At 66.4% G+C, this 23,140-nt stretch carries 27 protein-coding genes and 4 tRNA genes; 7 read left to right on the top strand and 24 right to left on the bottom strand.

Annotated elements, in window-relative coordinates; all coding sequences use genetic code 11:
- Positions 1 to 146: 146 nt before the first annotated feature.
- The 13 genes from rplL to TFC3_RS37770 all read right to left on the bottom strand — a co-directional run bounded on the left by rplL (position 147) and on the right by TFC3_RS37770 (position 8,258).
- Positions 147 to 533, bottom strand: coding sequence for a 50S ribosomal protein L7/L12 (rplL, locus tag TFC3_RS04145; RefSeq protein WP_067495846.1), 387 nt, complete (start codon positions 531 to 533; stop codon positions 147 to 149).
- Between the two features lie 54 nt (positions 534 to 587).
- Positions 588 to 1,133, bottom strand: a complete 546-nt coding sequence (gene rplJ / locus TFC3_RS04140) for a 50S ribosomal protein L10 (protein WP_067495843.1) — start codon at positions 1,131 to 1,133, stop codon at positions 588 to 590.
- Between the two features lie 333 nt (positions 1,134 to 1,466).
- Positions 1,467 to 2,183: a 50S ribosomal protein L1 gene (gene rplA / locus TFC3_RS04135; protein ID WP_067495839.1), complete on the bottom strand. Its 717-nt coding sequence runs from the start codon at positions 2,181 to 2,183 to the stop codon at positions 1,467 to 1,469.
- 83 nt (positions 2,184 to 2,266) lie between these two features.
- Positions 2,267 to 3,094: a transcription termination/antitermination protein NusG gene (nusG, locus tag TFC3_RS04130; RefSeq protein ID WP_067495833.1), complete on the bottom strand. Its 828-nt coding sequence runs from the start codon at positions 3,092 to 3,094 to the stop codon at positions 2,267 to 2,269.
- A gap of 27 nt (positions 3,095 to 3,121) precedes the next feature.
- On the bottom strand, positions 3,122 to 3,499 hold the full coding sequence (secE, locus tag TFC3_RS04125; protein ID WP_067495830.1) for a preprotein translocase subunit SecE: 378 nt from the start codon (positions 3,497 to 3,499) through the stop codon (positions 3,122 to 3,124).
- A gap of 117 nt (positions 3,500 to 3,616) precedes the next feature.
- Positions 3,617 to 3,689, bottom strand: a tRNA-Trp gene (locus tag TFC3_RS04120).
- Positions 3,690 to 3,822: 133 nt separating this feature from the next.
- Positions 3,823 to 4,218 (bottom strand): MaoC/PaaZ C-terminal domain-containing protein, encoded by a 396-nt coding sequence (locus TFC3_RS04115; RefSeq protein WP_067495828.1) that lies wholly within the window; start codon positions 4,216 to 4,218, stop codon positions 3,823 to 3,825.
- Positions 4,219 to 4,220: 2 nt separating this feature from the next.
- On the bottom strand, positions 4,221 to 4,667 hold the full coding sequence (locus TFC3_RS04110) for a MaoC family dehydratase N-terminal domain-containing protein (protein ID WP_067495825.1): 447 nt from the start codon (positions 4,665 to 4,667) through the stop codon (positions 4,221 to 4,223).
- A 228-nt stretch (positions 4,668 to 4,895) separates the two neighbouring features.
- The gene (rpmG, locus tag TFC3_RS04105; RefSeq protein ID WP_067495822.1) at positions 4,896 to 5,063 is read right to left on the bottom strand and encodes a 50S ribosomal protein L33; all 168 of its coding nucleotides are present in this window, start codon (positions 5,061 to 5,063) and stop codon (positions 4,896 to 4,898) included.
- 127 nt (positions 5,064 to 5,190) lie between these two features.
- Positions 5,191 to 5,263: transfer RNA gene (locus tag TFC3_RS04100), tRNA-Met, on the bottom strand.
- Between the two features lie 45 nt (positions 5,264 to 5,308).
- Positions 5,309 to 5,384: transfer RNA gene (locus tag TFC3_RS04095), tRNA-Thr, on the bottom strand.
- A 137-nt stretch (positions 5,385 to 5,521) separates the two neighbouring features.
- Positions 5,522 to 8,050 (bottom strand): bifunctional diguanylate cyclase/phosphodiesterase, encoded by a 2,529-nt coding sequence (locus tag TFC3_RS04090; protein ID WP_067495819.1) that lies wholly within the window; start codon positions 8,048 to 8,050, stop codon positions 5,522 to 5,524.
- 58 nt (positions 8,051 to 8,108) lie between these two features.
- Positions 8,109 to 8,258, bottom strand: a complete 150-nt coding sequence (locus TFC3_RS37770) for a hypothetical protein (RefSeq protein ID WP_161952532.1) — start codon at positions 8,256 to 8,258, stop codon at positions 8,109 to 8,111.
- A gap of 258 nt (positions 8,259 to 8,516) precedes the next feature.
- On the opposite strand from TFC3_RS37770, the gene TFC3_RS04085 reads away from it, so the two are divergent.
- On the top strand, positions 8,517 to 8,831 hold the full coding sequence (locus TFC3_RS04085) for a hypothetical protein (RefSeq protein ID WP_067495816.1): 315 nt from the start codon (positions 8,517 to 8,519) through the stop codon (positions 8,829 to 8,831).
- On the opposite strand, the gene TFC3_RS04080 is transcribed toward TFC3_RS04085, so the two are convergent.
- Positions 8,828 to 9,640 (bottom strand): sulfurtransferase, encoded by an 813-nt coding sequence (locus TFC3_RS04080; RefSeq protein WP_067495813.1) that lies wholly within the window; start codon positions 9,638 to 9,640, stop codon positions 8,828 to 8,830. The two genes, TFC3_RS04085 and TFC3_RS04080, sit on opposite strands and share 4 nt — an antisense overlap.
- Positions 9,637 to 10,131, bottom strand: coding sequence for a YajQ family cyclic di-GMP-binding protein (locus tag TFC3_RS04075; protein WP_067495811.1), 495 nt, complete (start codon positions 10,129 to 10,131; stop codon positions 9,637 to 9,639). Before TFC3_RS04075 ends, TFC3_RS04080 begins: the two co-directional genes overlap by 4 nt.
- Positions 10,132 to 10,281: 150 nt before the next feature.
- Between TFC3_RS04075 and TFC3_RS04070 the strand changes: the two genes are divergently transcribed.
- Positions 10,282 to 10,365: transfer RNA gene (locus tag TFC3_RS04070), tRNA-Tyr, on the top strand.
- Positions 10,366 to 11,526: 1,161 nt separating this feature from the next.
- Here TFC3_RS04070 and TFC3_RS04065 read toward each other — a convergent pair.
- The 3 genes from TFC3_RS04065 to TFC3_RS04055 all read right to left on the bottom strand — a co-directional run bounded on the left by TFC3_RS04065 (position 11,527) and on the right by TFC3_RS04055 (position 12,907).
- On the bottom strand, positions 11,527 to 11,808 hold the full coding sequence (locus TFC3_RS04065; RefSeq protein WP_067495808.1) for a hypothetical protein: 282 nt from the start codon (positions 11,806 to 11,808) through the stop codon (positions 11,527 to 11,529).
- The gene (locus TFC3_RS04060; RefSeq protein WP_067495805.1) at positions 11,805 to 12,254 is read right to left on the bottom strand and encodes a hypothetical protein; all 450 of its coding nucleotides are present in this window, start codon (positions 12,252 to 12,254) and stop codon (positions 11,805 to 11,807) included. Before TFC3_RS04060 ends, TFC3_RS04065 begins: the two co-directional genes overlap by 4 nt.
- Positions 12,255 to 12,439: 185 nt before the next feature.
- The gene (locus tag TFC3_RS04055) at positions 12,440 to 12,907 is read right to left on the bottom strand and encodes a hypothetical protein (RefSeq protein ID WP_067495802.1); all 468 of its coding nucleotides are present in this window, start codon (positions 12,905 to 12,907) and stop codon (positions 12,440 to 12,442) included.
- Positions 12,908 to 13,792: 885 nt separating this feature from the next.
- Between TFC3_RS04055 and TFC3_RS04050 the strand changes: the two genes are divergently transcribed.
- The 3 genes from TFC3_RS04050 (at position 13,793) to TFC3_RS04040 (ending at position 16,087) form a co-directional block, all read left to right on the top strand.
- Positions 13,793 to 14,263: a DUF1707 domain-containing protein gene (locus TFC3_RS04050; RefSeq protein WP_067495799.1), complete on the top strand. Its 471-nt coding sequence runs from the start codon at positions 13,793 to 13,795 to the stop codon at positions 14,261 to 14,263.
- Positions 14,260 to 15,297, top strand: coding sequence for an LLM class flavin-dependent oxidoreductase (locus TFC3_RS04045; protein ID WP_067495786.1), 1,038 nt, complete (start codon positions 14,260 to 14,262; stop codon positions 15,295 to 15,297). Before TFC3_RS04050 ends, TFC3_RS04045 begins: the two co-directional genes overlap by 4 nt.
- A gap of 124 nt (positions 15,298 to 15,421) precedes the next feature.
- Positions 15,422 to 16,087, top strand: coding sequence for an MOSC domain-containing protein (locus TFC3_RS04040; protein WP_067495783.1), 666 nt, complete (start codon positions 15,422 to 15,424; stop codon positions 16,085 to 16,087).
- Here the strand turns inward: TFC3_RS04040 and TFC3_RS04035 are convergent.
- Together TFC3_RS04035 and TFC3_RS04030 are read right to left on the bottom strand one after the other, a co-directional pair.
- On the bottom strand, positions 16,077 to 16,544 hold the full coding sequence (locus TFC3_RS04035; RefSeq protein WP_153040096.1) for a hypothetical protein: 468 nt from the start codon (positions 16,542 to 16,544) through the stop codon (positions 16,077 to 16,079). The two genes, TFC3_RS04040 and TFC3_RS04035, sit on opposite strands and share 11 nt — an antisense overlap.
- Positions 16,545 to 16,668: 124 nt before the next feature.
- Positions 16,669 to 17,895, bottom strand: a complete 1,227-nt coding sequence (locus TFC3_RS04030; RefSeq protein ID WP_067495777.1) for a carbohydrate-binding protein — start codon at positions 17,893 to 17,895, stop codon at positions 16,669 to 16,671.
- Positions 17,896 to 18,057: 162 nt separating this feature from the next.
- Between TFC3_RS04030 and TFC3_RS04025 the strand changes: the two genes are divergently transcribed.
- On the top strand, positions 18,058 to 18,756 hold the full coding sequence (locus TFC3_RS04025) for a GntR family transcriptional regulator (RefSeq protein WP_067505941.1): 699 nt from the start codon (positions 18,058 to 18,060) through the stop codon (positions 18,754 to 18,756).
- A 34-nt stretch (positions 18,757 to 18,790) separates the two neighbouring features.
- On the opposite strand, the gene TFC3_RS04020 is transcribed toward TFC3_RS04025, so the two are convergent.
- A complete protein-coding gene (locus TFC3_RS04020; RefSeq protein WP_067495774.1) occupies positions 18,791 to 19,228 on the bottom strand; it encodes a VOC family protein in 438 nt (145 codons plus the stop codon).
- A gap of 1 nt (position 19,229) precedes the next feature.
- Complete coding sequence (locus TFC3_RS04015) at positions 19,230 to 19,784, bottom strand: DinB family protein (RefSeq protein ID WP_067495771.1); 555 nt, start codon at positions 19,782 to 19,784, stop codon at positions 19,230 to 19,232.
- Positions 19,785 to 19,846: 62 nt separating this feature from the next.
- Between TFC3_RS04015 and TFC3_RS04010 the strand changes: the two genes are divergently transcribed.
- Complete coding sequence (locus tag TFC3_RS04010) at positions 19,847 to 20,836, top strand: YafY family protein (RefSeq protein ID WP_067495768.1); 990 nt, start codon at positions 19,847 to 19,849, stop codon at positions 20,834 to 20,836.
- On the opposite strand, the gene TFC3_RS04005 is transcribed toward TFC3_RS04010, so the two are convergent.
- Together TFC3_RS04005 and htpX are read right to left on the bottom strand one after the other, a co-directional pair.
- Positions 20,809 to 22,059, bottom strand: a complete 1,251-nt coding sequence (locus TFC3_RS04005) for an MFS transporter (protein ID WP_067495765.1) — start codon at positions 22,057 to 22,059, stop codon at positions 20,809 to 20,811. The genes TFC3_RS04010 and TFC3_RS04005 overlap by 28 nt on opposite strands.
- 81 nt (positions 22,060 to 22,140) lie before the next feature.
- The gene (htpX, locus tag TFC3_RS04000) at positions 22,141 to 23,073 is read right to left on the bottom strand and encodes a zinc metalloprotease HtpX (RefSeq protein WP_067495762.1); all 933 of its coding nucleotides are present in this window, start codon (positions 23,071 to 23,073) and stop codon (positions 22,141 to 22,143) included.
- Between the last annotated feature and the right edge of the window lie 67 nt (positions 23,074 to 23,140).

Below are 23,140 nucleotides of genomic sequence, written 5' to 3'. Positions count from 1 at the left end.
AAAGAGATGGTCCGCCCCTTTTGTGAGTCGTCCATCCGACCGCCGGAAAACCCACTCTGACCTGCGGTTATGACGGAGAAACGAACGGGGGGGGCCCCCCTGGGGGGGGTCCCCGCCTGTGCGAGGTGGTGCGGTGAAGCCTCAGGTCACTTGAGGGTGACCTTGGCGCCCTCGCCCTCAAGCTTGGCCTTGGCCTCCTCGGCCTTCTCCTTGTTGACACCCTCGAGGATCGCCTTGGGGGCGGCCTCAACGGCGTCCTTGGCCTCCTTGAGGCCCAGGCCGGTCAGCTCGCGCACGACCTTGATGACCTGGATCTTCTTGCCACCGTCGGCCTCAAGGACGACGTCGAAGGAGTCCTGCTCGGCAGCGGCCGGCGCAGCCTCGCCGCCGCCGGTGCCCGCAGCCGCGACGGCTACCGGGGCAGCCGCGGTGACGTCGAAGACGTCCTCGAACTGCTTCACGAACTCGGAGAGCTCGATGAGGGTCATTTCCTTGAACGCGTCGAGCAGCTCGTCGGTGCTGAGCTTCGCCATGTCTGGCAACCTTTCGTTGGTTCTGTGGATGTAAGTCAAACTCCGCGCGGGCCGTCAGGCCTCGGCGGAACCGTCCTGCGCGCGCTTGTCCTGCAGCGCGGCTGCCAGGCGTGCGACCTTGGACAGCGGGGCCTGGAAGGTGCCCGCGGCCTTGGTCAGGCTGCCCTTCATGGCGCCGGCCAGCTTGGCCAGCAGCACCTCACGGGACTCGAGGTCGGCAAGCTTGTTGACCTCGTCGGCCGAGATGGCCTTGCCCTCGAAGACGCCGCCCTTGATCACCAGGGTGGGGTTGGCACGGGCAAAGGCACGGAGGCCCTTGGCCGCTTCAACCACGTCACCGCCGACGAAGGCGAGCGCGGTAGGACCGGCGAAGAGCGCGTCAAGGCCCTCGATGCCAGCGTCGGATGCAGCACGCCGCGCGAGCGTGTTCTTCGACACGGAGTACTTGGTCTCCTTGCCGAGCGAACGACGAAGCTCGCTGATCTCGGCAACCGTCAGGCCGCGGTACTCGGTCAAAACGGTGGCCGACGAGTTACGGAACTGCTCCGTGAGCTCGGCGACGGCAGTGGCCTTATCGGCCCGGACCGGCTTGTCCGCCATGTCCCTCCTCTCTCGTTGCTCAAAGAGCCGCTGGCGGGGTTACGGCCCGAACAACGAGAAACGCCCCGGCGCAGGGCGCACGGGGCGGATATGGACGCGCGAGGCGCCGACATGATCACGAACCGTTCTCCCCTGCGCGGGCCGCCCGCGTTGTCGCGGGACCTTCGGCCACGGCCTTCGTCTTTCGACGACGGCTGCGGCAAACCAGCGGTCTGTGGGTGGAACTCCGCAGAGAAGGTTACGCGGCGATGCACCGGAATCCAAATCGGTGTGTCGCCGGGCACGAAAAAGCCCCCGGGGTGAACCCGGAGGCTTTCGCTGATGCTTCGAACGTCAGTCGTTCGAGGAGTCACGCAGGTTCTTCACGACCTTGGGGTCGATCGGAACACCCGGGCCCATCGTGGTGCTGAGGGTGACCTTCTTGAGGTAGGTGCCCTTGGCCGCAGACGGCTTGGCCCGCAGGACCTCGTCGAGCACCGCACCGTAGTTGTCGACCAACTGCTCGGCCGAGAAGGAGGCCTTGCCGATGATCAGGTGCAGGTTGGAGTGCTTGTCCACGCGGAATGTGATCTTGCCACCCTTGATGTCGTTGACGGCCTTGGTGACATCAACGGTGACCGTGCCGGTCTTCGGGTTGGGCATGAGACCACGCGGGCCGAGGATCCGGGCGATGCGGCCGATCTTGGCCATCTGGTCCGGCGTCGCGATCGCGGCGTCGAAGTCCAGCCAGCCACCCTGGATCCGGGCGACGAGCTCGTCGGTGCCAACCTCGTCGGCGCCGGCGGCAACGGCCTCTTCAGCCTTGGCGCCCTGGGCGAACACGATGACGCGGGCGGTCTTACCGGTGCCGTGCGGCAGGTTGACCGTGCCGCGCACCATCTGGTCGGCCTTGCGGGGGTCCACACCGAGGCGCATGGCGACCTCGACAGTGGCGTCGAACTTGGTGGGGCTGCTCTCCTTGGCGATCTTGACCGCGTCACCGGGCTCGTAGAGCTTGGCGGGGTCGATCGACTCGGCGGCCTTGCGGTACGCCTTGCTGCGCTGTGCCATTTCTCTTACTCCTGTGGTAGCTGGCGGGGACGCGCGAGTGCGCATCCCCTCCCACGACTTGCTCGGGGTTTATGGAACCCAGGTCAGATCTTGGCGACCTGGTTGAAGTTCAGCTCGACCGGCGTCTCGCGGCCGAAGATGGACACCAGCACCTTGAGCTTCTGCTGGTCGGCGTTGATCTCCGAGATGGAGGCCGGCAGCGAAGCGAACGCGCCGTCGGTCACCGTGACCGAGTCGCCCACCTCGAAGTCGAGCACCTTGATCTCGACCTTCGCCTTCTTCTCCTCCTGCTGCACGGCCGGTGCGAGCCACTTCAGCACCTCGTCCAGCGAGAGCGGCGCCGGCCGGTCGACCCGGTCGGTGGCGCCGACGAAGCCGGTGACGCCCGGCGTGTTGCGCACACAGGAGTAGGACTCCGGCGACAGGTCCATGCGGACCAGGATGTAGCCGGGGAAGACCTTGGCCTGCACCTGGTTGCGCTTGCCGTTCTTGACCTCGACCTCTTCGCGGGTCGGGACCTCGACCTGGAAGATGAAGTCCTCCATGTCGAGGCTCGTGATCCGGGTCTCGAGGTTGGTCTTGACCTTGTTCTCGTAGCCGGCGTACGAGTGCACCACGTACCAGTCGCCGGGGGCATACCGCAGCTTCTGGCGCAGCTCGGCCACCGGGTCATAGTCGTCATCGACGGCGGGGGCGGCGGCAACCTCGGCCTCACCCTCGGTGTCCTCGGAGCCGGCGGCGGTGTCGTCGGAGCCGGCCGCGGTGTCGTCGGAGCCGGCCGCGGTGTCGTCGGCCTCGGCAGACTCAGCTGCGGCCTCGACCGACTCGGCGTCGCCCGCCGTAGCCGACGACTGCTCGTCGGCGGCAGCGCCCGTCTCAGGGGCGGCGGTCTCGTCGTCGTACTCAGGCACGCTTGCTCACTTCCGTAACTATCAGCTTCAGTTGCCGAACGACGCCAGGATGGCCTTGCCGAAACCGTAGTCCAGAACGGCCACGATCGCGGTCATCACGGTGACGAAGCCGATCACGACGCCGGTGTAGGTCAGCAGTTCCTTACGCGTCGGCCAGATGACCTTACGCAGCTCGCTGACCACCTCGCGGAAGAAACCGCCGATGCGGCCACCGCGCCGGCCAGCCTTCTTACCGGTTTTGCCGGAGTCCTCGGTGCGCTCACGAACGGCTGTCCCGCCGCCCCGGCTCACCTGCTCGTCAGCCTCAACGTCGTCAACAGCGGCGTCATCCTCGGCAACGGCGTCATCGAACGTCTCGTCCCCGGGACGGTCAGCGTCGTCACCGGGTCGCTTCCTCTCGGCCACTGCGCCCTCTTCCGTCGTCGGTCGGTGAATGAATGGTCGCGCCTGACGCGGCGCGCCCGGTCTTCCCGGCGGCCCGCGCCGGGCGGTCCCGCCGCCGGGCCGATACGGGTCGGTGCGCAGGGGTGACAGGACTTGAACCTGCAGCCTGCGGTTTTGGAGACCGCTGCTCTGCCAATTGAGCTACACCCCTATGTGTGGCCGCCCACCCCGCCTCGCGTGCATGAAAATGACTTCACATACGAAAGGCAGGGACGATTAAGCCCCACGGCGGACCAGTGTACGGGTTGGGTGGCCGGTTGCCCAACCCGCCCCACCCCCGCCGGTTACCGCTTGCGGATGACGGCCTTGCCGAGCGACAGAACCTTCTCGCCGTTGCAGGTGGCGGTCAGGTCGATCCGGGTCAGCCCGTCCTCGGTGACCTCCTTGACGACACCCGTCACCACGACCTCGGTGCCCTCGTCTGTGTCGGGTACGGGCACCGGCCGGGTGAAGCGCACGCCGTACTCGACGACGGCGTCGGCGGCACCGGCCCAGACGGCAAGCGCCCGGCCGCCCAAAGCCATGGTGAACATGCCGTGCGCGATGACGCCGGGCAGGCCCACGTCCCGGGCGATCCGCTCGCTCCAGTGGATCGTGTTGAAGTCACCGGACGCGCCCGCATACCGGATGAGGTCGGCCCGGGTCACCCGGAAGGTCTGGGGTGGCAACTGCTCAGCCATGCTCACGCCTCTCCGCGCTGGACGAGCTTGGACCAGACGGTCACAACCGGCTCGCCGGCCTCGGTGGTGACCTCGGCGCGCGTCGTGATGAAGTCGTGCCCGCCCCGGGTGGTGATCTCCTCCACGGTGTTGACACAGACCAGCGAGTCCCCGGCGACAACCGGCCGGGTGTAGGCGAACCGCTGGTCGCCGTGCACAACCCGGCTGTAGTCCATGCCGAGCTCCGGATCGGAGATGATCTGACGGCTCGCGGCCATGGTCAGCACCACCGGAAACGTGGGCGGCGCGACAACATCCGGGTGGCCGGCGGCACGGGCGGCCGCGGGATCGTGATACTCGGCATCGGTGGCGCCGATGGCGGTGGCAAACTCGCGGATCTTCTCGCGGCCCACCTGATAGGGCGGGGTGGCCGGCCAGCTGCGGCCGATGAAGGACGGGTCCAGGGGCATGAGGCGAAACTACCGCCCTGAGGAACATAGCTGCAGAGCCGGGCGCCCGCGAACTGCCACAAGCGGGCTGTCAAGCCGCCCACAAGCCGAAGCGCGGTCAGAAGGCCGAGGACGCGGTCAGGCGGCCATAGAGAGCGGCCAGCAGCTCAAGCACCGGCATCACCTCACCGGGTGGAATGCGGAAATGGCGGCCCCCCGCTCAGGGGTGCCGCCATTTCGGTGCTTGGGTCAGCGCGTTTCGCGGTGCAGGGTGTGCTTGCCGTCCCGGGGGCAGAACTTCTTCAGCTCGATGCGGTCCGGGTCGTTACGGCGGTTCTTGCGCGTGATGTAGTTGCGCTCCTTGCACTCCGTACACGCCAAGGTGATCTTGGGACGGACGTCGGTCGCCTTGGCCACGGCGGGGTGCCTTCCTGCTCACGGGTTTTTACTACGACATGCCAGCGTAGCGGTAGCACCACGGACATGCAAAACGCCGGACATCCGCCCGGTTTCGTACGGCAATCCGGGACGGATCCCGAACCAGTAGCGGTGGCCGGACTTGAACCGGCGACACAGCGATTATGAGCCGCTTGCTCTGCCATCTGAGCTACACCGCCGCGCCAGGCTGAAATCCAGCGCCTGAGGGCGGATCACGAACCCGGTGGAGCCCCCTTACGGAATCGAACCGTAGACCTTCTCCTTACCATGGAGACGCTCTGCCGACTGAGCTAAGGGGGCCGGCCACGATCTAAAGCACCCTCGACATTTGAACTCAAAGTTCGAGGCGTGCGATCTCTCGCTTGTTGCGCAGACAGAAGCTTACACGGCCCCGCGGCTCTGGTGAAATCGGTACCCCGGCGCGGCGAAAGCCCAGTTCAGCCAACTGCGCGCAGCCGGCGCACCTCTCCGGTGGGGGTCTCCTCCGGCTCGGTCTGAGCGCTGAGCCACATGTTGAGCCGCTCGACGGGCAGCGGGCGGCTGAAGAAGTAGCCCTGACCGATCTCACAGCCGAGTTCGGCCAGCAGGTCCAGGGTCAGTTCGCTCTCGACGCCCTCGGCCACCACGGTGAGCCCGAACTCGCGGGAGAGCCCGATCACGGCGCGGACGATGGCCAGGTCCCCGGAGTCGGTGGCCATGCCCTGTACGAAGCTGTCATCGATCTTCACCTCATGCACGGGGAGCTGACGCAGATAGGAAAGCGACGAGGCCCCCGTACCGAAATCATCGACGGAAAGCCGGACTCCCAGATCCCGCAACCGGTACAACGTCGGCAGGGCCCGGTCGATCTCGCCGAGCATGCCGGGCTCGGAGATCTCGAAAGTCACCTGCCCGGCCGGCACCTGATTGAGTTTGAGCAGCTCATGCACGGTGTCCGGGAAACGCGGGTCAAGCAGCGTGCGCACCGACAGGTTGACCGCAATGGACAGCGGCCGGCCCGCATCGGCCCACTCCCGGCAGTGCCGAAGGCCCGCGGTCAGCACCACCTCGGTGAGCCGGTGCAGCTGTCCGGTGTGTTCCGCCACAGCCACGAAGTCCTCAGGCGAGACCTCACCGTGCGCCGGGTGCGGCCACCGGGCGAGGCATTCCACGCCGATCAAGTGCCGGTCGCGGATGGACACCTTGGGCTGGAAATACACTTCCATTTCGCCGCCGTCCAGCGCGCGCCGCAGATCTGCGGCCAGCCCCAGACGACGGACGGCACGGGACTCAAGACCAGAATTGAAGAGCTGCACACCGTACGGCAGAGCCTTTGCCGCATTAGCCGCTAATTCCGCCCGCCGCAGCAGGGCCTCGGGGTCTCCACCATGATCGGAGTCGACGGCCACGCCCGTTGCGGTGTCCACATCCAGCGCGAGGGAACCCACGACCATGGGGCCCCGCAACTGCTCGCGCATCTCGGTTGCCAGCCGGACGGCCTCCTCGATGCCCTCGGTGCGCAACGTCACCACGAACTCGTCACCGCCGATGCGGCCCACCAGGGCGCCCGGACCAGCGATAGTTCCAAGCCGGCGGGCCACCTCGACCAGCAGCGTGTCACCGGCGGCATGACCCATCGACTCGTTGACGTCGCGCAGTCCGTCGACGTCGAAAAGCATGACGGCGATCACCTCGCCGGGAGCCCTTACCTTCACCGCCTCGGCCAAGGCGTCGGTCACCCGCCGCCGGTTCGGCAGGGAGGTCAAGCGGTCGTGATAGGCGTCGTAGCGCAGCCGCTCCACCAGCCGGGAGTTCTCCACAGCCACCGCGGCGTGCGCCGCGATCGTCTCGAGAACCTGGACGTCGGCGTCGCGGAACTGGGTATACCCGCCGAGCCGGTTGACCACTTCGAGGCTGCCCACGGTGGTTTGCCCCGATCGCAACGGCGCCACGACAACGTCTTTGATCTGACTGTCGCGCAGGTACGGACGCAGGTGCATGGTCTCCGGCATCCGATTGCTGACTGCGACGGTACGACCACCCTTCACCGCTTGTTCCCGCACCGGCACCGGGGTGGGCGAGATGTCGAGCAGGCCACGGCCGTCAACCCGGGAGGTGAGCAGCACCTCGGGGTGCCGTCCCTGCGCGGGCAGCCACAGCGTCGCGTATTCGGCTCGCATGATCCGGCGGATGGGGGCGAGCATGATGTCGGCGAGATTGCCCTCGTTGCCCTGCTCACGCATGGCCTTGGTCAGCTCGTACACCTCGGTCAGGGTGCGGTGCTGGCGGAAGAACTCCGAGAAGGAACGCATCACGAAGGCGAGCGCGAGCACCAGGAAGCCCAAGGGGATCGCCGACCACCAGGTAGCGTCCAGGGCGACGAGAAAGACCAGGCCGATAACGATGTTGACGGCTTCGGTGACCACGGTCTGCGAGCCGACCCGCAGGGCGTCCTGTCCGGCGCGGCGGTCCTGGACGGCGGTGATGACACCGGCGTAGGCCGCCCAGCTGACCACCGTGGCGGTGGCGACGGCCGCGGCCAGGATGCCCCAGGTTTTTGGGCCCGCTCCGTCAATGGGCGGCAGACAGGACACCACCACCAGGGCGGCGGCCGTGCGGGCAGCCGTCTTGGCGACGTTGTACGCCATCTTGGTGGTGTCCATCCGCGACCGTAGCTGGGTCACGAGGCTGGCCAGAGCGGGCGCCAGAATGACCGCCGGGGCCGGCAGGAAGTAGATCGCCAGGATCAACGGGATCTCGTTGAGGATCACCGCCACCGCTTGCCGTCTGACGACAATGGTGAGCACACCGATGTTCGCGGCGACGAAGCCGGCGAAAACCAGCAAGGTCCCGGGCCAGGAGTGCCACCAGCCGGGATCGCGGACCCAGAACAACATGAAGCAGGCGATCGCGAAGAGCGCCAGAGGGCTGGTGATCAGCCAGGCGTTTCGCGAGGAGCGGCGTGGCGATGGCGGTGGGCCAGCCATGACTCGCTCCTCGTCGTCGGACCTGCGGATCCCGCTGAAGCGGGACCAGCCGAGTAGTTCAGCTCCAGTCGACGTCGCCGAGCTGGGCCTGACCAGATGCCGTAGCGGTCGCGGAGTGCTGCGTGGAAATTGCCGCAGCGCCGCCGCCGGCCAGTGCCACGAGCAGGAAAACCAAGCCCGCGAAACGGCCCAGCTTTCGTGCGGACATGTTTGCTCCTAGGACGAGAACGGTGCGTCGGTTGGGGGTTTCATGATGGTGCCACACCAGGTGTGCGTCAGACAGCGCTCACCGGCGGGTCGCGGCCGCATCTCCGTAAATCTTGACTGAACGGCTGAGGTGGCCACGCGGCGACGAGCCGCAAAATTGACGGCTTTAGGCCTGATTTAACGGTAGATATGCGGGCCACCTGACACCCTTTCGTCAGGGCAGCTTGACGTCAGGAATTCTTGACGTGAGAGTGAAGAGGTGATTACTCCTGACGAATTGGAGCAACAGCACACGCTCTCCACCGCCACAACGCGTTACGACGAGTTGCGGATGCGCGATGCGCTCGCTTCGGTGACGCAAGAGGCCGGCAAGCCGCTGTCCCGCCCGGAAATGCTCGAACTGCTGGCGCTCAGCGAAGTGGTCAGCCGCAAGGCCGGATATGGGCGCCAGGTGATGATCCGCTCGGCCCGCAGCGCCGGAGCGTCCTGGACGCAGATCGGCGCTGCGCTTGGCACCACCAAGCAAGCGGCCTGGGAAGCACACCATCGCTGGGCCTCGGAGCAGACTGATTAACCCTCGCCGGTAGCTGCGGGCCGGTCGGCTGCGCTCCATTGCGACCACGAGCCGGGATAGAGACGTCCCGTGCCCAGCCCGGCATGCTCCAGGGCCAGCAAGTTGTGGCAGGCGGTGACGCCCGAGCCACAGTAGGAGATGACGTCGCTGCCGGCCCTCACCCCCACGCCGGCGAACCGCTCACGCAGTTCGGCGACGGGAAGAAAGCGGCCGCTCTCGTCGAGGTTGTCGCGGCAAGGCAGGTTGCGGGCGCCCGGGATGTGGCCCGCTCGCGGATCCACCGGCTCGGTGTCACCCCGGTACCGGGCCGCGTCGCGGGCGTCGAGGACAACGGCACTCCCCCGCCCGGCGACCTCGTCGGGACTCGCCAGCCGGTCGTTCGGCCACGGCCGGACCGAGAAAACCTCAGGGGTGCGGGTGGGCGGTCCGGTTTCGATTTTTCCCCGGTACGTCCGCAGCCCGCCATCCAGAAGAGCCGCCTCCCGCCCCGTGGCCCGCAACATCCACACGAGCCGGGCCGCCACAACACCGCCGCTGTCGTCGTACGCGATGATGATGTTCTCGTCCTTGATCCCGGCCTTTCCCAGGCCCTCGGCGAACACCGCGGGATCCGGGAGCGGATGGCGGCCCTCAGCAGGCGACGCCGGAGCCGCGAGCCACTCATCGAGATCGACGAAGACGGCGCCGGGCAGATGACCCCGAAGGAAGGCCTCCCAGCCCGACCGGCCGTCCAGGTACCAGCGCACATCGGCCAGCACGACCCGGTCCGGATGCTCCTGCACCCAGGCCAGGTCGACGACGGGTTTCACCGGTAGTTGGTGAACTGCAGGGCGACACCGAAGTCCTCCTGCTTGAGCAGCGCGATGACGGCCTGCAGGTCGTCGCGCTTCTTTCCGGTCACGCGCAGCTGGTCACCCTGGATCTGCGCTTGCACACCCTTGGGGCCCTCGTCACGGATCTTCTTGCTGATCGCCTTGGCCTTGTCGGTCTCGATCCCCTCGATCACCTTGCAATCGATCTTGTAAGTCTTCCCCGACTGCCGCGGCTCCCCGGCCTCCAGCGACTTCAACGAGATGTTCCGCTTGACCAGCTTCTCCTTGTAGACCTCCAGGGCGGCCGAGGCGCGCTCCTCGGTCTCGGAGGTGATGCTGACCCCGTTCTCCCCCGACTTCACGATGGTCGTCCCGGTGCCCCGGAAGTCAAACCGGGTGCCGAGTTCCTTGTCCGCCTGGTGAAACGCGTTGTCCACCTCCTGGCCGTCGACCTTGCTGACGATGTCGAACGACGGGCTGGCTGCCATGATCAGACTCCAACTACTGGTTCAGGTATCGATGTCCGCGAGGGCCAGCCACAGGCCCCCGACATGCCGACCGTACCCGGTTGCAGAACCGCCCGGCGGTACGGCTATCCTGTTGTCCGCTGCCAAGGAACACCGAGGCGGCGAATCCCAGGCGGGTTGCCCGAGCGGCCAATGGGAGCGGACTGTAAATCCGTCGCGAAAGCTACAGAGGTTCGAATCCTCTACCCGCCACCACCGGGACGTTAAGGCCCCTCCCTGCTGAAACAGCAGGGAGGGGCCTTCTTCGTCGGTCCTACTCGGTCTCACTCAGAGCCGCTTGATCTCACTGTCGTGTCGGATGCGAGTCGGCGACTGGTTCGTGCACTCCACGAAGCAGCTGGAGGAACTTGGACGAGAGCTGCGCGAGTACCTGAAGGCACACCCCTCCGCCGATGAAGAGGATGTCGAAGTCCTCAGGTTCAAACGTCTTGTGTCTGATCTAGTCGGTGAGCTGGAGCGCCAACATGTCGAGGTAGCCATTCTGGGGTCCGGACCTCGGGTCTCTAGCCCTTCGGTATGCCACGGCAGTCGGTCGTTATGCCAAAGGTTCGAGTGAGGCCGACGTAACTTTCCAGCCAAACATCGACTTAATCGACGCCATGAATAGCGATCTGGACCCGTCTCGCGAGAAGACCGCTACCCGTCGGGCTCAACGAGCCTACGAGAATGATCGAGCTCGAGAACGCGCTTCTAGAGATTGATCCAGCAGGGCGAGCTCAACGCGACGACGTGCGGCCTCGTTTTCCCCCAGATACACCTCGCGTACACCCGTATGAGGACGTGGACGCTGCGGCCGGCCCACTTGGCAACCTGAGTCGCAGGGACACCCGCGTCTATCGAGAGCGACACGGCGGCGGGCCGCAGGTCGTAGAGGCACTTGCCAGCGGTGACCGCAGCTGCACGGGCGTGAGGGTGGCCTCAGGCGCGTCAGTCCACGCCCCTTTCCGAAGCGTCCTCGGCGCGCCACGCCGCGTGCACATGGACAAGGCCCTAGCGTTTCACGCGCATAGCCATCCTGCGGCCTCGCCGCATGGCTCGGTGATCTCGCACAGTTCACCGATCAGATGCACCGGGGATCCGGCCCTTCCGGATTCTCCAAGCGAGGCTGAATGAGTGACGATGCAGAAGACGGCCACGATTACCAGAACCCGAACAAGAGAGTCCAGCAGGAACCACCGGACGACCTTTGGCGAGTCCTGCTGAGCAATCACCGAACTCGGCGCTCTGTACTTCGCGTACAAGCAGAACGAGGGCGCAGCGCAGATTGCGCAGGCCCTCGTCCTAGTGATTCAGGTGTTGCATCCCCAGCGCTAGCGTCTGGCCGCCTTGAGGTGCTGCCGGGGGCCGTCGTGCGGGTTAGATCGCGAGACAGGCACGGGAGGAGTTGGCCTCGTATTTGCGGAGCTTGCCTAGGGCGCTACCAGCCATCTCACGGGCCCCATGGAAGTACCGACCGTGGGTTCGCTGCAGCGCATCCTTGGACGCAGCGCCCAACACCACTACCTCGATGTCTGCATCATCCATGAATTCCGTCTCGGCATCGAACCGCGCCGTCAGCGCCTCGTTGGCCTGTGTGAACTCGGAGAACCGGACGATGGAGCCTGAACGACGATTGAACACCACGAGATAGTGCTTCATCGGATACCCCCCTGCTCCACGTACTCTCCCAAACGGTGCAGCATATCCCGGAGCGTAGCTTGTTGCCGCTTCAGGCGCGACCGCTGTTCGGCTACTACATCGTCAACGAGAGAGTCGCATCTGAGTAGTCTCTCCCGAACGAAGTCCGCGTCAGGTGCCCTGACGTCGGGGATGACCCGCCGCAAGATACGCCCAACGTGCCGCCTGTCCGTAATGGGCTCGCGCGTACCGGCTCGCCGCGCCGCCAGGGCTCCGTCGCGCCACAGCGATGAAATCATAAGCTTAAAACTGATCCGAAAACGCGGATAAAAGAGAACAGCATCCTTGTCGAGGTCTTCGACCTCCCGTCCGAACGTCTTGGCGATACGCCATTCGAGCGACGGCTTACGCAGAGAGTCCTGAAGAGCCTGCTCGCTCTCCTCGATTTCGGCTACCTGATCAGCCATACTCCGCAAGTCATAGATGATGCGCTGTCGAGTGACCGACGTACCGTCAGGATAGGCAACGCCCTCCGCTGGTAGATGGGCGTCTTCGGGATCATCCCCGTAACGGACTCCCCGGCCCCATCGGTCCGCGAGCCGCTCTACGATCTGGGCCCAGTAATTCTGAAGTTCGGATCGCACCTGAATTTCTACCGGAATGCCCTCGGGAAAGACGGAATGCCCTCGGGAAAGACGATCACATGGACAGCACGGTAGCCATGACTCGGGCTGGATCGCCGGTCAATGACCTTGGAGGGCTTGCCAGTCCACTCATCGAAGTGCCTTGTGAGCTGCTCAACAGTGGCGTTCTGCTCAGCCCAACCACCCTCGATAACAGTGCGCGCGCCTGCCATGTCCTGAACGCGAGCAAGCGCCATGCCCCGCTCTCGTCGGAGCTTCTCGATGAGAACACTTCTCGTCTTAACGCGCGAGGTGGCGGAAAGCTCGATCAGCGCAAGCTGCTCTTCGACAGTTACCAGGATCGATTGATAAGCGCGCAACACGTCATTCAGAAGTTGAAGATCTTCCTTGGCAGGGGGATCACTCGCGGCGATGCGCTCGCCCAGCTTGTTGAGCTTCTGCTTCGATATTGGCAAAGGCACGTCCAAAAAGTACACGGCAGAACGGATCAAACTCCCCTCGGGACCGAGAGCCTGCCTCCCAACCAGGCAACATACCCACTCGTTGTATCTCTTGTGGATGGTGCTGGCCGGGTCTCTGCGCAGGTCTTGTGGCAGGGTCGCTCGTGCTCGTCGTGCAGATCGACGGGCGTCTGCAGATCCGGCAGGGCAGCGCCGGGCCGGTGCTGTAATTGCGCCAGTCCAGCTAGATCGGGCCGGCCGGGCCTGCACGGTTGGTGGTGCTCATCGCGAGCTCGGCGGCCGGATCAGGAGAAGGGTGACGGTCTTCGCCGCCGATATGGATCGCAGCCTCGCGTTCGGCCGGGGCGATGCGGTGCCCGAACGGCTCGGGTTATAGCCACACGTGCTCGTCATAGATGAGTTGCCGCAGCGCTGCTTCGACCTTGGCGCGGGGCATGTCGCCGAGCTGCTTGCGGACCTCGACCAAGCTGACGTACTCGAATCTCGCGCCAGCGGCCCAGTTAGGTGCACGAGCCGGGGCAGTGCCCGGCCGCGTGTCCCGTGCCCGCCCATCACCGGCCTGCACATCGCGTCGGGTACATCCGCACGGGCACGTTACCAACCGTATAGGCGCCAAGGTGGTGCCATAGACCAGCACGATCTGAGCCCACTCCGAGGCCGTTTTGGTCCTTTGCTTCGAGGCGGGCCGGCGAACTGGCGAGTGGCGGGACACGGGTCAACACGTTGGTGCCCGGGCCCACCAAGACGCGGGGTCGCGCAGGCTGGCCGACAGTGACTGGTGACCGCCCCACAGGCGATCGAGAATCGCTCGGTGAGAGGGGGTGGCGCGCGGCGGTGCGCTTGTCGGGTTTTGCTTCCAGGCTGATGACCGCGTCGGCGTACTCCATTAGCCTTGCTGGCATGGGGAAGGAAGTAGCGCGCAAACCGGAGCTCGACAAATTGCGTGCGGCCGATGTTGATCGGCACAAGATTGCTGAGCAGTTGAAGGGCGCGCTTGATGAGGGCCGGTTGACCCTTGCCGAGTATGACGACCGGGTGAGCCAGGCCTACGCCGCCCGCACCTATGCCGACTTGCTGGGAATCGTCGACGACCTGCCGCAGCCGGGGCTGAGCGCTGACGAGGTGCACGCCCGCCACCTGGCTGAGGAACGCCGCGCGGTGCGCAAGTTGCCGACCGCGCTCATGGTGCTCTGGACGATCTACGGCTCGATCGCTGCCATCAACTTGATGGTCTGGTTCCTGGTGGTGATGACCGCGGAAACCGAGATCTACCCGTGGCCGGTCTGGCTGCTGGTGCCAGGTGCCGCGCTCACCGCAACCACTGTGGGTGTGCAGAGCATCCGCTCCCGCCAGACCCGGCAGCGCCGATGAGCCGGGTACCACTGTCCGTTCTCGACCTTGCCACCGTACGTGAGGGCCACGACAGCGCCGACGCCCTGCGCGGTACCACCGGCATCGCCAGGGCCGCCGACGAGCTGGGGTACTCAAGGTTCTGGGTGGCCGAGCACCACAACATGCCGGCGGTCGCTTCGACCTCGCCGCCGGTGCTGGTCGCCCACGTCGCCGCGAACACCGCGCGCATCCGGGTGGGTTCTGGTGGCGTGATGCTGCCCAACCACATGCCGTTCGTGGTGGCCGAGCAGTTCGCGCTGCTGGAGGCGTTGCATCCGGGCCGCATCGACCTGGGTATCGGCCGCGCACCGGGCACGGATCAAGCTACGGCGGCCGCGTTGCGTGGTGGGTCTCCGCGCCTGTCCGTGGAGCAATTTCCCGATCACCTTGCCATGGTGCTTGCCCTGCTCGGCGATGATCGCGTCGCGCCCGATCGCATTTCCCGGTTGCAGGCCACGCCGGCGCCGGCGAGCTTTCCCGAGGTCTGGATGCTCGGTTCTTCGACGTATGGCGCGCAGCTCGCGGCGGCTTTGGGCCTGCCGTTCTGTTACGCCTACCATTTCGCGACGAGTTCCGATGTGGACAGCACTGCTCGGCTTTACACGTCGGGTTTTCAGCCGTCGCCGCGTTTTACCGAGCCACATCTCATGGTGAGCGCGTCGGTGATTGCCGCGGAGACCACCGAGGAGGCGGACTACCTGGCCGGGCCGAGCCGTCTCATGGCGCTCAGCTTGCGTACCGGGCGGCTCGGTCCGATTGTTTCGCCGGAGACCGCTGCGCGGGCCGAGCTGACGGACTTGGATCGGCAACTGCTTCAGCAATTGCCGGGCACGCAATACGCCGGAACCGCGGACGAGGTGGTGGCCGGGCTGGATGCGCTCGTGGAACGTACCGGGGCGAAGGAATTGATGATTGCCGGCACGGTTCATGACCCGCAGACGCGGGCGGACTCACTCGCTCGCCTCGCCAAGACTTGGGGACTTCAGGACAACGGTGTGGCGCCTTACCGGTGATGTCGCCGAGTTTCCGGCGGCAGCCGGGGGTTGGTCACCGACCTCGACAATCCTTCAACCAACGCCCTGTACCCCGGATCGGCTACATTCCGATCATGGACCGCACGACGATGGAGTTCTCCGCGTGAGCACAGTGCTGCAGGTCAACATCGCTGTCCCGGAGTCGAGCACGGCCAAGAACGTCGGCGTCACCGGCATCAACAAGCAGCCGGTCAGCCACCCGGTGGCGGTCAGCGCGCCCGGCCCCAAGGGCAGCCAGCCCCCGCAGCGAGCCAGTGGTCTGGCCGGCGATCAGATCTTCGACCTGGCCAACCACGGCGGCGACGACCAGGCCGTGTACGCGTACGCCCGCGAGGACTACGACTGGTGGGAGAAGGAACTCGACCGGCCGCTGCCGAGCGGCATCTTCGGCGAGAACCTGACGACCAGCGGCGTCGAGCTGACCGGGGCCGAGATCGGCGAGACCTGGCAGGTCGGCGACACCCTGGTGTTGCAGACCACGTTCGGCCGGATCCCGTGCGCCACGTTTCAGGCCAAGATGGGCGAGCCCCGGTGGGTCAAGCGCTTCACCGACGTCAACCGCACGGGCGTCTACCTGCGGGTGGTCACGCCCGGCTACGTCCAAACCGGTGATCGGGTACGGATCCTCGACCGGCCCGGGCACGGCGTGACGACGAGGGACGGATTTCACGCCTGGCTGCACGAACCTGCGCAGCTGGCTTCGTACCTGGAACTGGACGGCTTCTCGGAGAATTTGAAAGCCGAAATCCGGCGGCGTCTCAGGCTCTAGGGGCGGGGGCTTTGATGCACGGAGACCGGACCTGCAGGCTGAAAGCGAGCGGCTGCGGATTGTTGTAACTCGCCACGTCGATCGAATATCCGTCGGGGGTGACGGTGCCGATTGCGCCCAGCCATCCGTCCGGGGTGCTGTCCATGGTGATCGGCATTTTGTTCTCCTGCCACGTGGTGCGCAGGGTGGCCCGCTTACGCGCCTGCCAGCGGATCCACATGGGCATCCGGTAGACGCCCTGAACGCTGTACCTGCCCTCGCCGCAGGGGGTGGTGGTCACCTTGGCGTTGGTCAGCTGGCTTTCGATGATCGTGGCAGTCTGGTCGGCGTACCGCTGGATGTCGGCCTTGGTCTTCTTCTTGCTCTGCGTGACCGGACCGTCGGGTTTGTCGCTTCCACAGCCACCCAGCACAATCACGGCAGCAAGGCCCGCGGCAACCACCCCAGCAATTCGCACGCAGGCAAGTTACCCGATCCTGTGCTCCCTCGTCAGTCCTGCTCCGGCTCTGTCAGGGCGAGTGTGGCGTGACAAGGGGCCCGCGCCATGACTGACGCGGGCCCATTCTCGTTTCGGCTCTTCTTTACAGCGGCTGCCAGAGGGCCAGCACGTTCGCCGGCTCCCAGGTGACCAGCGAGGTGTGGGCGATCCGGCACTTATACCGGGCGCCGTTGTAGGTCACGATGTCGCCGAGCTTGTACGCCACGTTCGGGGCCCAGTCCGTAGCCGAGGCCGGCGGTGCCGTCGTCGGCTTGGTGGTGGCAGGCGCCGTAGTGGCCGGCCGGGTGGTGGCGGGAGCCGTGGTCGGCGCCGTGGTGGCCGGCTTGGTCGCGGCGGGTGTGGTGGCCGTGGGTGCGGTGGTCGCCGGCGGCGTGGTGGTTGCCGTGCAGTCGTTGGAGGCCGTCACCGTGTCGGTGTGGGTGGTTCCGGCGCTGCGGTAGGCGGCGATTGTGGCGCTGGCCTGGGCGGGGGTCAGGACCTGCTTCTTGGCGTGGTACACGTAGTCGATCGACTGCTGCCAGGTCGAGGTGGCGCCCGCCGAGCGGCCGGCCAGGTCGATGAACCACTGGTTGAAGTCGATCGACATGGCCTGGCGGGGGTAGACCTTGCCCGAGTGGTCGCCCACCAGCGCGCCGTCGATGTAGTACTTCACGTGACCGTCGGCCACCGTCGCCATGACGTCGTGCCAGCCGGCGATGCTTTTGGCTTGCTGGCTGTGCTGGTTGTCGGCGTACCAGGGTTCGGGTACGTAGGTGTACCAGGTGGTCTGGTAGTTGATCGGGCCCGCTTCGCCCCAGCCCCCGTTGGGCAGGTATTCCGAAAAGTCCATCTCGGAGTACTGCGGGTCCTTGGGGGCGGCGAGCGGGGAAATCGTGTAGAACGTCTGGTTCACATGATCGCCGTCGGGGCCGGTGGCCGGGGCGTCGGCGAACTTGATGCGCGCCAGGTAGGTGCCTTCGAGGAAGCGGCGCTGGCTCTGCGAGAACTCGGCGTGCGACGTGCCGGCAGCGGTTCCGTTGGTCTTGGCGATGAGCTGAGCCACCTTCTGACCGTCCACTGTGGGGAACGACACGTTGTCCGCGGCCCAACTGGCTCCGGAGACGCCCGGACCGCCGGCTTGGCTGCGGATGCTCCAGCCACGCTGGGTGAGCGCTGCGTCCGTACGGGATGAGTAGTTGAAGTCATCGAAGAGCGCACCGCATGATGTAGCCGCGTTGCTGCTGGTCGCGGCCGCTACGCCGAAGGCAGTGAGGGCTGCCGCGGTGGCGGTGACGGTAGTGCCGATGATGATCGTTCGCTTGCGGCCCATGGGGGGGAGGGCTCCTTGCCGGATCGGGGAATCACTTACCAGTGGTCAACAAAACTGCCCCGGGTCCGCCGGCGTCAAGTGACAAGATCAGATTTAAGCAGCAGCACAGGTGACCACTGGTCAAATTGGACGGTTGGGTCGATCAAGGGGCAGAGTATGCGGATGCGGCGCGCAGAGGTTCAAGAGCGACTGCGCGAACTGATCGACGTGGTCGCGCCCGGTGACGCGCTGCCTTCGGAACGCGATCTCAGCGCCGATCTGGGTGCATCTCGCCCCACCGTTCGCGCCGCCATCGAGGAGCTGGCCAAGGAAGGCCTTCTGGTACGTCGTCACGGCCGCGGCACCTTCACGAACCCCCGCAAGATCTCGCAAGAAGTCCCCTCAACCGCCGACCTCCCCCCGGCCGAGGGCGACTGGAACAGCGAACTGCTCGACTTCGAAACAGTCCCCGCCGGCGCCCGCCTCGCCCGCCGCCTCGAAGTCTCCCCGGCCGACGACCTCTTCCGCATCCTGCGCCGCCGCCTGGTTGACGGCCAGCCCATGGCCCTGGAGGAGATCCGCCTCCCCCGAGCGGTTACCCCCGGTCTGACCCGAGAAGACGTAGCCGAGGGCTCCCTTTACCACCGCCTGCGCAACCGCCACGGCGTCATCCCCGCCGAAGCCCTGCAAACCACCGAACCCACGGTGACGGACGCGACGGAATCCCGGCTGCTGGGGGTGCCGCTGCACTCCCCTGCGCTGCTGTTCGAGCGGACTACGCGGGATGCGGATGGGCGGCCCATCGAGTACGCGCGCTCGATCTATCGGGGGGATCGGTATCGGATCACTCAGCATCTGCGGTTCGGTCCGCATTCAGGGTGAGGGGGGCGGCTACGCCCCAGCCCCACCCCAACCCTCAGTCGAGGCAGAACTCATTGCCCTCCGGATCGCTCATCACAATGTGGCCGGCTGACATCGGCGGTCCCCGTTCGACCCGGTGCTGACGCTTGGCTCCGAGCTTCACCAACCGCCCAGCCTCTGCTTCCAGCGCAGCCATCCGTTCCTCGCCCCGAAGCCCAGGAGCTGCCCGTACGTCCAGATGCACGCGGTTCTTGACCTCCTTACCCTCCGGCACCCTCTGGAAGAGGATCCGTGGTCCGCCCCCAGCAGGGTCGACCGCCGCCGAGGCGTTGTTGCGCTGCTCAGGCGGCACCCCCATGGCCTCCAAAGCCTGCTCCCACGTCGCAAAGCCTGGCGGCGGGTCCTGCAGCCGGTAGCCGAGTGCCTCGCTCCAGAACGCTGACATGGCGGCCGGGTCGGCGCAGTCGAAGGTGATCTGGAGGTCGCGGGCCATGTCAGTTTTCCTCTCGGAAGCAAGTGCGGTGAAGGTCGCGGAGCAGGGAGATCTCGGACAAGTGGTGGATCAGTTCGCGGTGGATGTGCAGGACCAGTGCGGCCATCGGCAGGTGACCGTGCGGTCCTTCACTATCCCCGCAGGCGACGGTCAGGTCGGCCTTTTCGACGCCGGCCAGCCATGTGGCGTACTCGGTGTCCAGCTGGGTCAGCGCTTCGGCTGCGGTGGGAGCGTAGGCGAAGGAGAAGTAGTCGGTTGGTTCGCGGCCGAAGTGGGCGGCGTTCCGGGCGGCCAGTACGCCGACGATGACGTGGCCCAGGCGCCACGCGATGGTGGTGACCGGCGGGGGCGTGGGCTCGGGCATGGCAAGGTCAATGGTGAAGGCGCCCGAGCCGCCTTGCACCGGGGCCGTGCTGGTGCCTCGGGGGCGCACGTTCCAGCTGTTCGGCGCGGGTTCCCAGAAGTATTCGGCATCGGTCAAGCCGGCCAGGCGATCGCGTAGTTGGTGGTCCCAATGCCAGGTGATCTGGCTCAGGAGCAGCTCGTTCCAGTTCATGAACCTCACCCTGACCCAGATACCGGACAGAATTGGTCCTAGTTTCGTGGAACCATGTCGGTGTGTCCGTCGAAGCAACCACCGAGCGCGTGTTGCGGCTTCTCTCGCTTCTGCAGCATCGAGCGTCCTGGACCGCTGCGGAACTAGCCGCCGAACTGGGCGTGACCGACCGATCGGTACGCCGGGACGTGGAACGGCTGCGCTCGCTGGGGTACCCGGTGCACGCGACGGTGGGGGTGGGCGGGGGCTACCAGCTCGGCGCGGGCACCCGGCTGCCGCCGTTGTTGTTCGACGACGAGGAGGCCATCGCCACCGCGGTGTCGTTGCGGCTTGCCTCGGGCGGCACGGTGACCGGGGCCGGCGACGCGGCGTTGCGGGCGCTGGCCAAGCTCGATCAGGTCATGCCACCCCGGCTGCGCACCGAGGTACGAGCAGTGCACAACGCCACCGACACCCTGTTCAGTGCGGGGGCCGAGGTCGACTCTGACGTGCTCATGACGCTGGCCCGGGCCTGCCGCGATGCCACCCGGGTGCGCTTCGGCTACACCGGGCACACCGGCGTAGCGCGGGAACGCCTGGTCGAGCCGGTACGCATGGTGGCCACCGGCCGCCACTGGTACTTGATGGCCCACGACACCGACCGCGACGACTGGCGTACTTTCCGCCTCGACCGCATGCGCGACGTTACCGCGACGACTTGGCGCTTCCGGGCGCGCGAGCACCCGGACCCGGTCGCCTACATCCAGCGGTCGGTGGCCGAGGCGCCCTACCGGTATCTCACCCGGGTGCGGCTGCACGCCCCGGCCGACCGGATCCGCAAGCTGGTGCCACCTACTGTCGGTCGTGTCGAAGAAGACCGGGACGGCTGGTGCCTGCTGATTGTGGGCGGGGACGACCTCAACCTGATCGCGCTGCACGTGGCCCGGCTCGGCTTCGAGGCGGAGCTGCTCGACCCGCCAGAGCTGCGCGAGGCCGCGGCTCAGCTGGCCCGCAACCTGGCCGCTATGGCACACGCCGATGCGCCTCACCCAGCTGCGACCTCCAGCTCTTGATCTCCCGCGGCCCTGGTCATCGGCCCGGCGGGCATCGCGGCGATCAGCGCCCCTGCCACCAGCACCACCGCGGCGAAGATGAACGCCCACGGCAGCCCGCCCGGCCGGTCGACGATCGCACCGGCGACAGCGCCACCGGCCGCACTGCCGGCCACCGACACCGTGACCATCCAGGTGTAGGCCTCGTTCAGCATCGCCGCGGGCGCGATCCGGCCGACCAGGTGATTCTCCACCGTCAAAGCCGGCGCGATCGCCGCACCACCCACGATCAACGCGGCCGCCAGCGCCGTCGGATCGGGCATTGCGGCGAGGATGAGAAAGCTTGCTCCGACCGCGCCCAGCAGCCAGGCGAATTGGCGCGGCAAGGCCATCGAGGGGCGGCGCGTGCCGAACCAAATGCCGCCGACCGCGCTGCCCAGACCCCAGACGCCAAGCAGAACGCCGCCGAGACTCTCGCCGCCGCCGTGCTGAGCCGCGTATGCCGGAACGATTACGCCCGCCGCCCCGAACGCGATGCCGAGGGCGCTGACGCAGACCAGCAAAGCCGGAAAACCGGTCGATTTGAGCGGACCAAGTCCGCGGGCCGGTTCGGCGGATTCGTGGCGCGTCCAGTGCCGCATGATCGGCAGCAGGGCGATGACAATGGTCCCGCCAAGCGTCGCGATCGCCGCGAAGACGACGGCCGCTGCCGGGGTGCGCGCGACCACGATGAACGCCGCGACGAGCATCGGGCCAAGCACGAAGACCAGCTCGAACAGGGAGGTCTCGGCGGCCATCGCGGCGGGGCGCAGCGCGTGCTGTCCCGTGCCCGCCGCCGTCGCGTCGGTCCAGGCCCGGCGGATGGCTGCGGTCAGCGGCGGGTACGTGGCCCCGGCCACCGCGCAAGCCGCGAAGATCCACGGCAGCGCCGCCGCACCACCGTGCGTGGCCAGCAGCAAGCCGCCGAGCGCGACTGGATGCAGGACTGCCGTGGTCAGCAGCACCGGCGAGGGGCCGATGCGGTCCGCGAGCCGACCGGCCACCGGACTGACCGCGGCGCCGGCCAGCGCATACACACCACCGGCCAGACCTGCTGCGGCGTAGCGTCCGGTGCTCTGCTGCACCAGCAGGAGCAGGGCGAGCGGGGTCATGCCGATGCCCAGGCGGGCGAGGATGCCGACCATCAGCAGTACCTTGCCGCCCGGCATCCGCCATACGCCCAGGTACTGCCGCAACGCGGTCACAAAATCCTCCTGGAGATAAAGAAAAGCCGTCCCCGACCGTAACGGCCGGGGACGGCGTAACACGAACGAAATAGATTCAGATCACCGCTGGAACTGCACCGGTCCCGTCCCGGTGATCGCGGCCAGTTGGTGCAGTCGCTTGATGCGCTCAGCCATCGGCGGGTGCGTCGAGAACAGCCCCGCGATGCCTCCCGCGCGCAACGGATTGGCGATCATCAGGTGCGCCGAGGTAACCAACTGCCCGTCTGCCGGCAACGGCATCCGCTGCGCGCCGTAGTGGATTTTCTCCAGCGCACTGGCCAGCGCGAGCGGGTCGCGGGTCAGGGTCGCTCCGGAGGCATCCGCCTGGAATTCCCGGTTGCGGCTGATCGCGAGCTGGATGACCGAGGCGGCCAGCGGGCCCAGGATCAGCATGAGCAGAAGCGAAGCCGGGTTCGGGCCGTCGTCGTCGTCCGAACCGCCGCCGAGCGGCAGAAAGATCGCCAGTTGCGCGAACATCGTGATGATGCCGGCCAGCGCCGCGGCCACGCTGGAGATCAGAATGTCCCGATTGTAGACATGCGACAGTTCGTGCCCGATGACCCCGCGCAACTCCCGGCGGTCAAGAATCCGAGTGATCCCAACGGTCACCGCGACAGCAGCGTGTTTCGGATCACGCCCGGTGGCGAAGGCGTTCGGCTGCAGCGCCGGACTCACGTACAACCGGGGCATCGGCTGCCCGGCCTCCGTGGCCAGTTCCCGCACGATGTCGTACAGAGCGGGGAATTCGGCCTCACTGACCGGCCGCGCCCCCATCGACCGCAACGCAATCTTGTCGGAGAAGAAGTAACTGCCCGCATTCATAGCCAGCGAAATGACCACCGCGAACACCAAGCCACCACTGCCGCCAACCCAATACCCGATCGCCAGAATCAGCCCGGTGAGCAGCCCCAGCAGAGCAGCCGTCTTGAGACCGTTGTGATGCCTGTGCACGATCCCCTCCTTCACATGCGAGCCGGAAGACCCGCACTCCATGGAACCTCAGCACCATAGGAATTCATCCGCGAGTGACTGTGAGTTCGCTGAAGGTAGTTTTCGGGTT

The sequence above is a fragment of the Actinoplanes sp. TFC3 genome (assembly GCF_001553785.1).
Lineage (GTDB): Bacteria > Actinomycetota > Actinomycetes > Mycobacteriales > Micromonosporaceae > Actinoplanes.
Note: the sequence above shows the minus strand (reverse complement) of the source record. Positions and strands in the feature narration are given on the sequence as shown.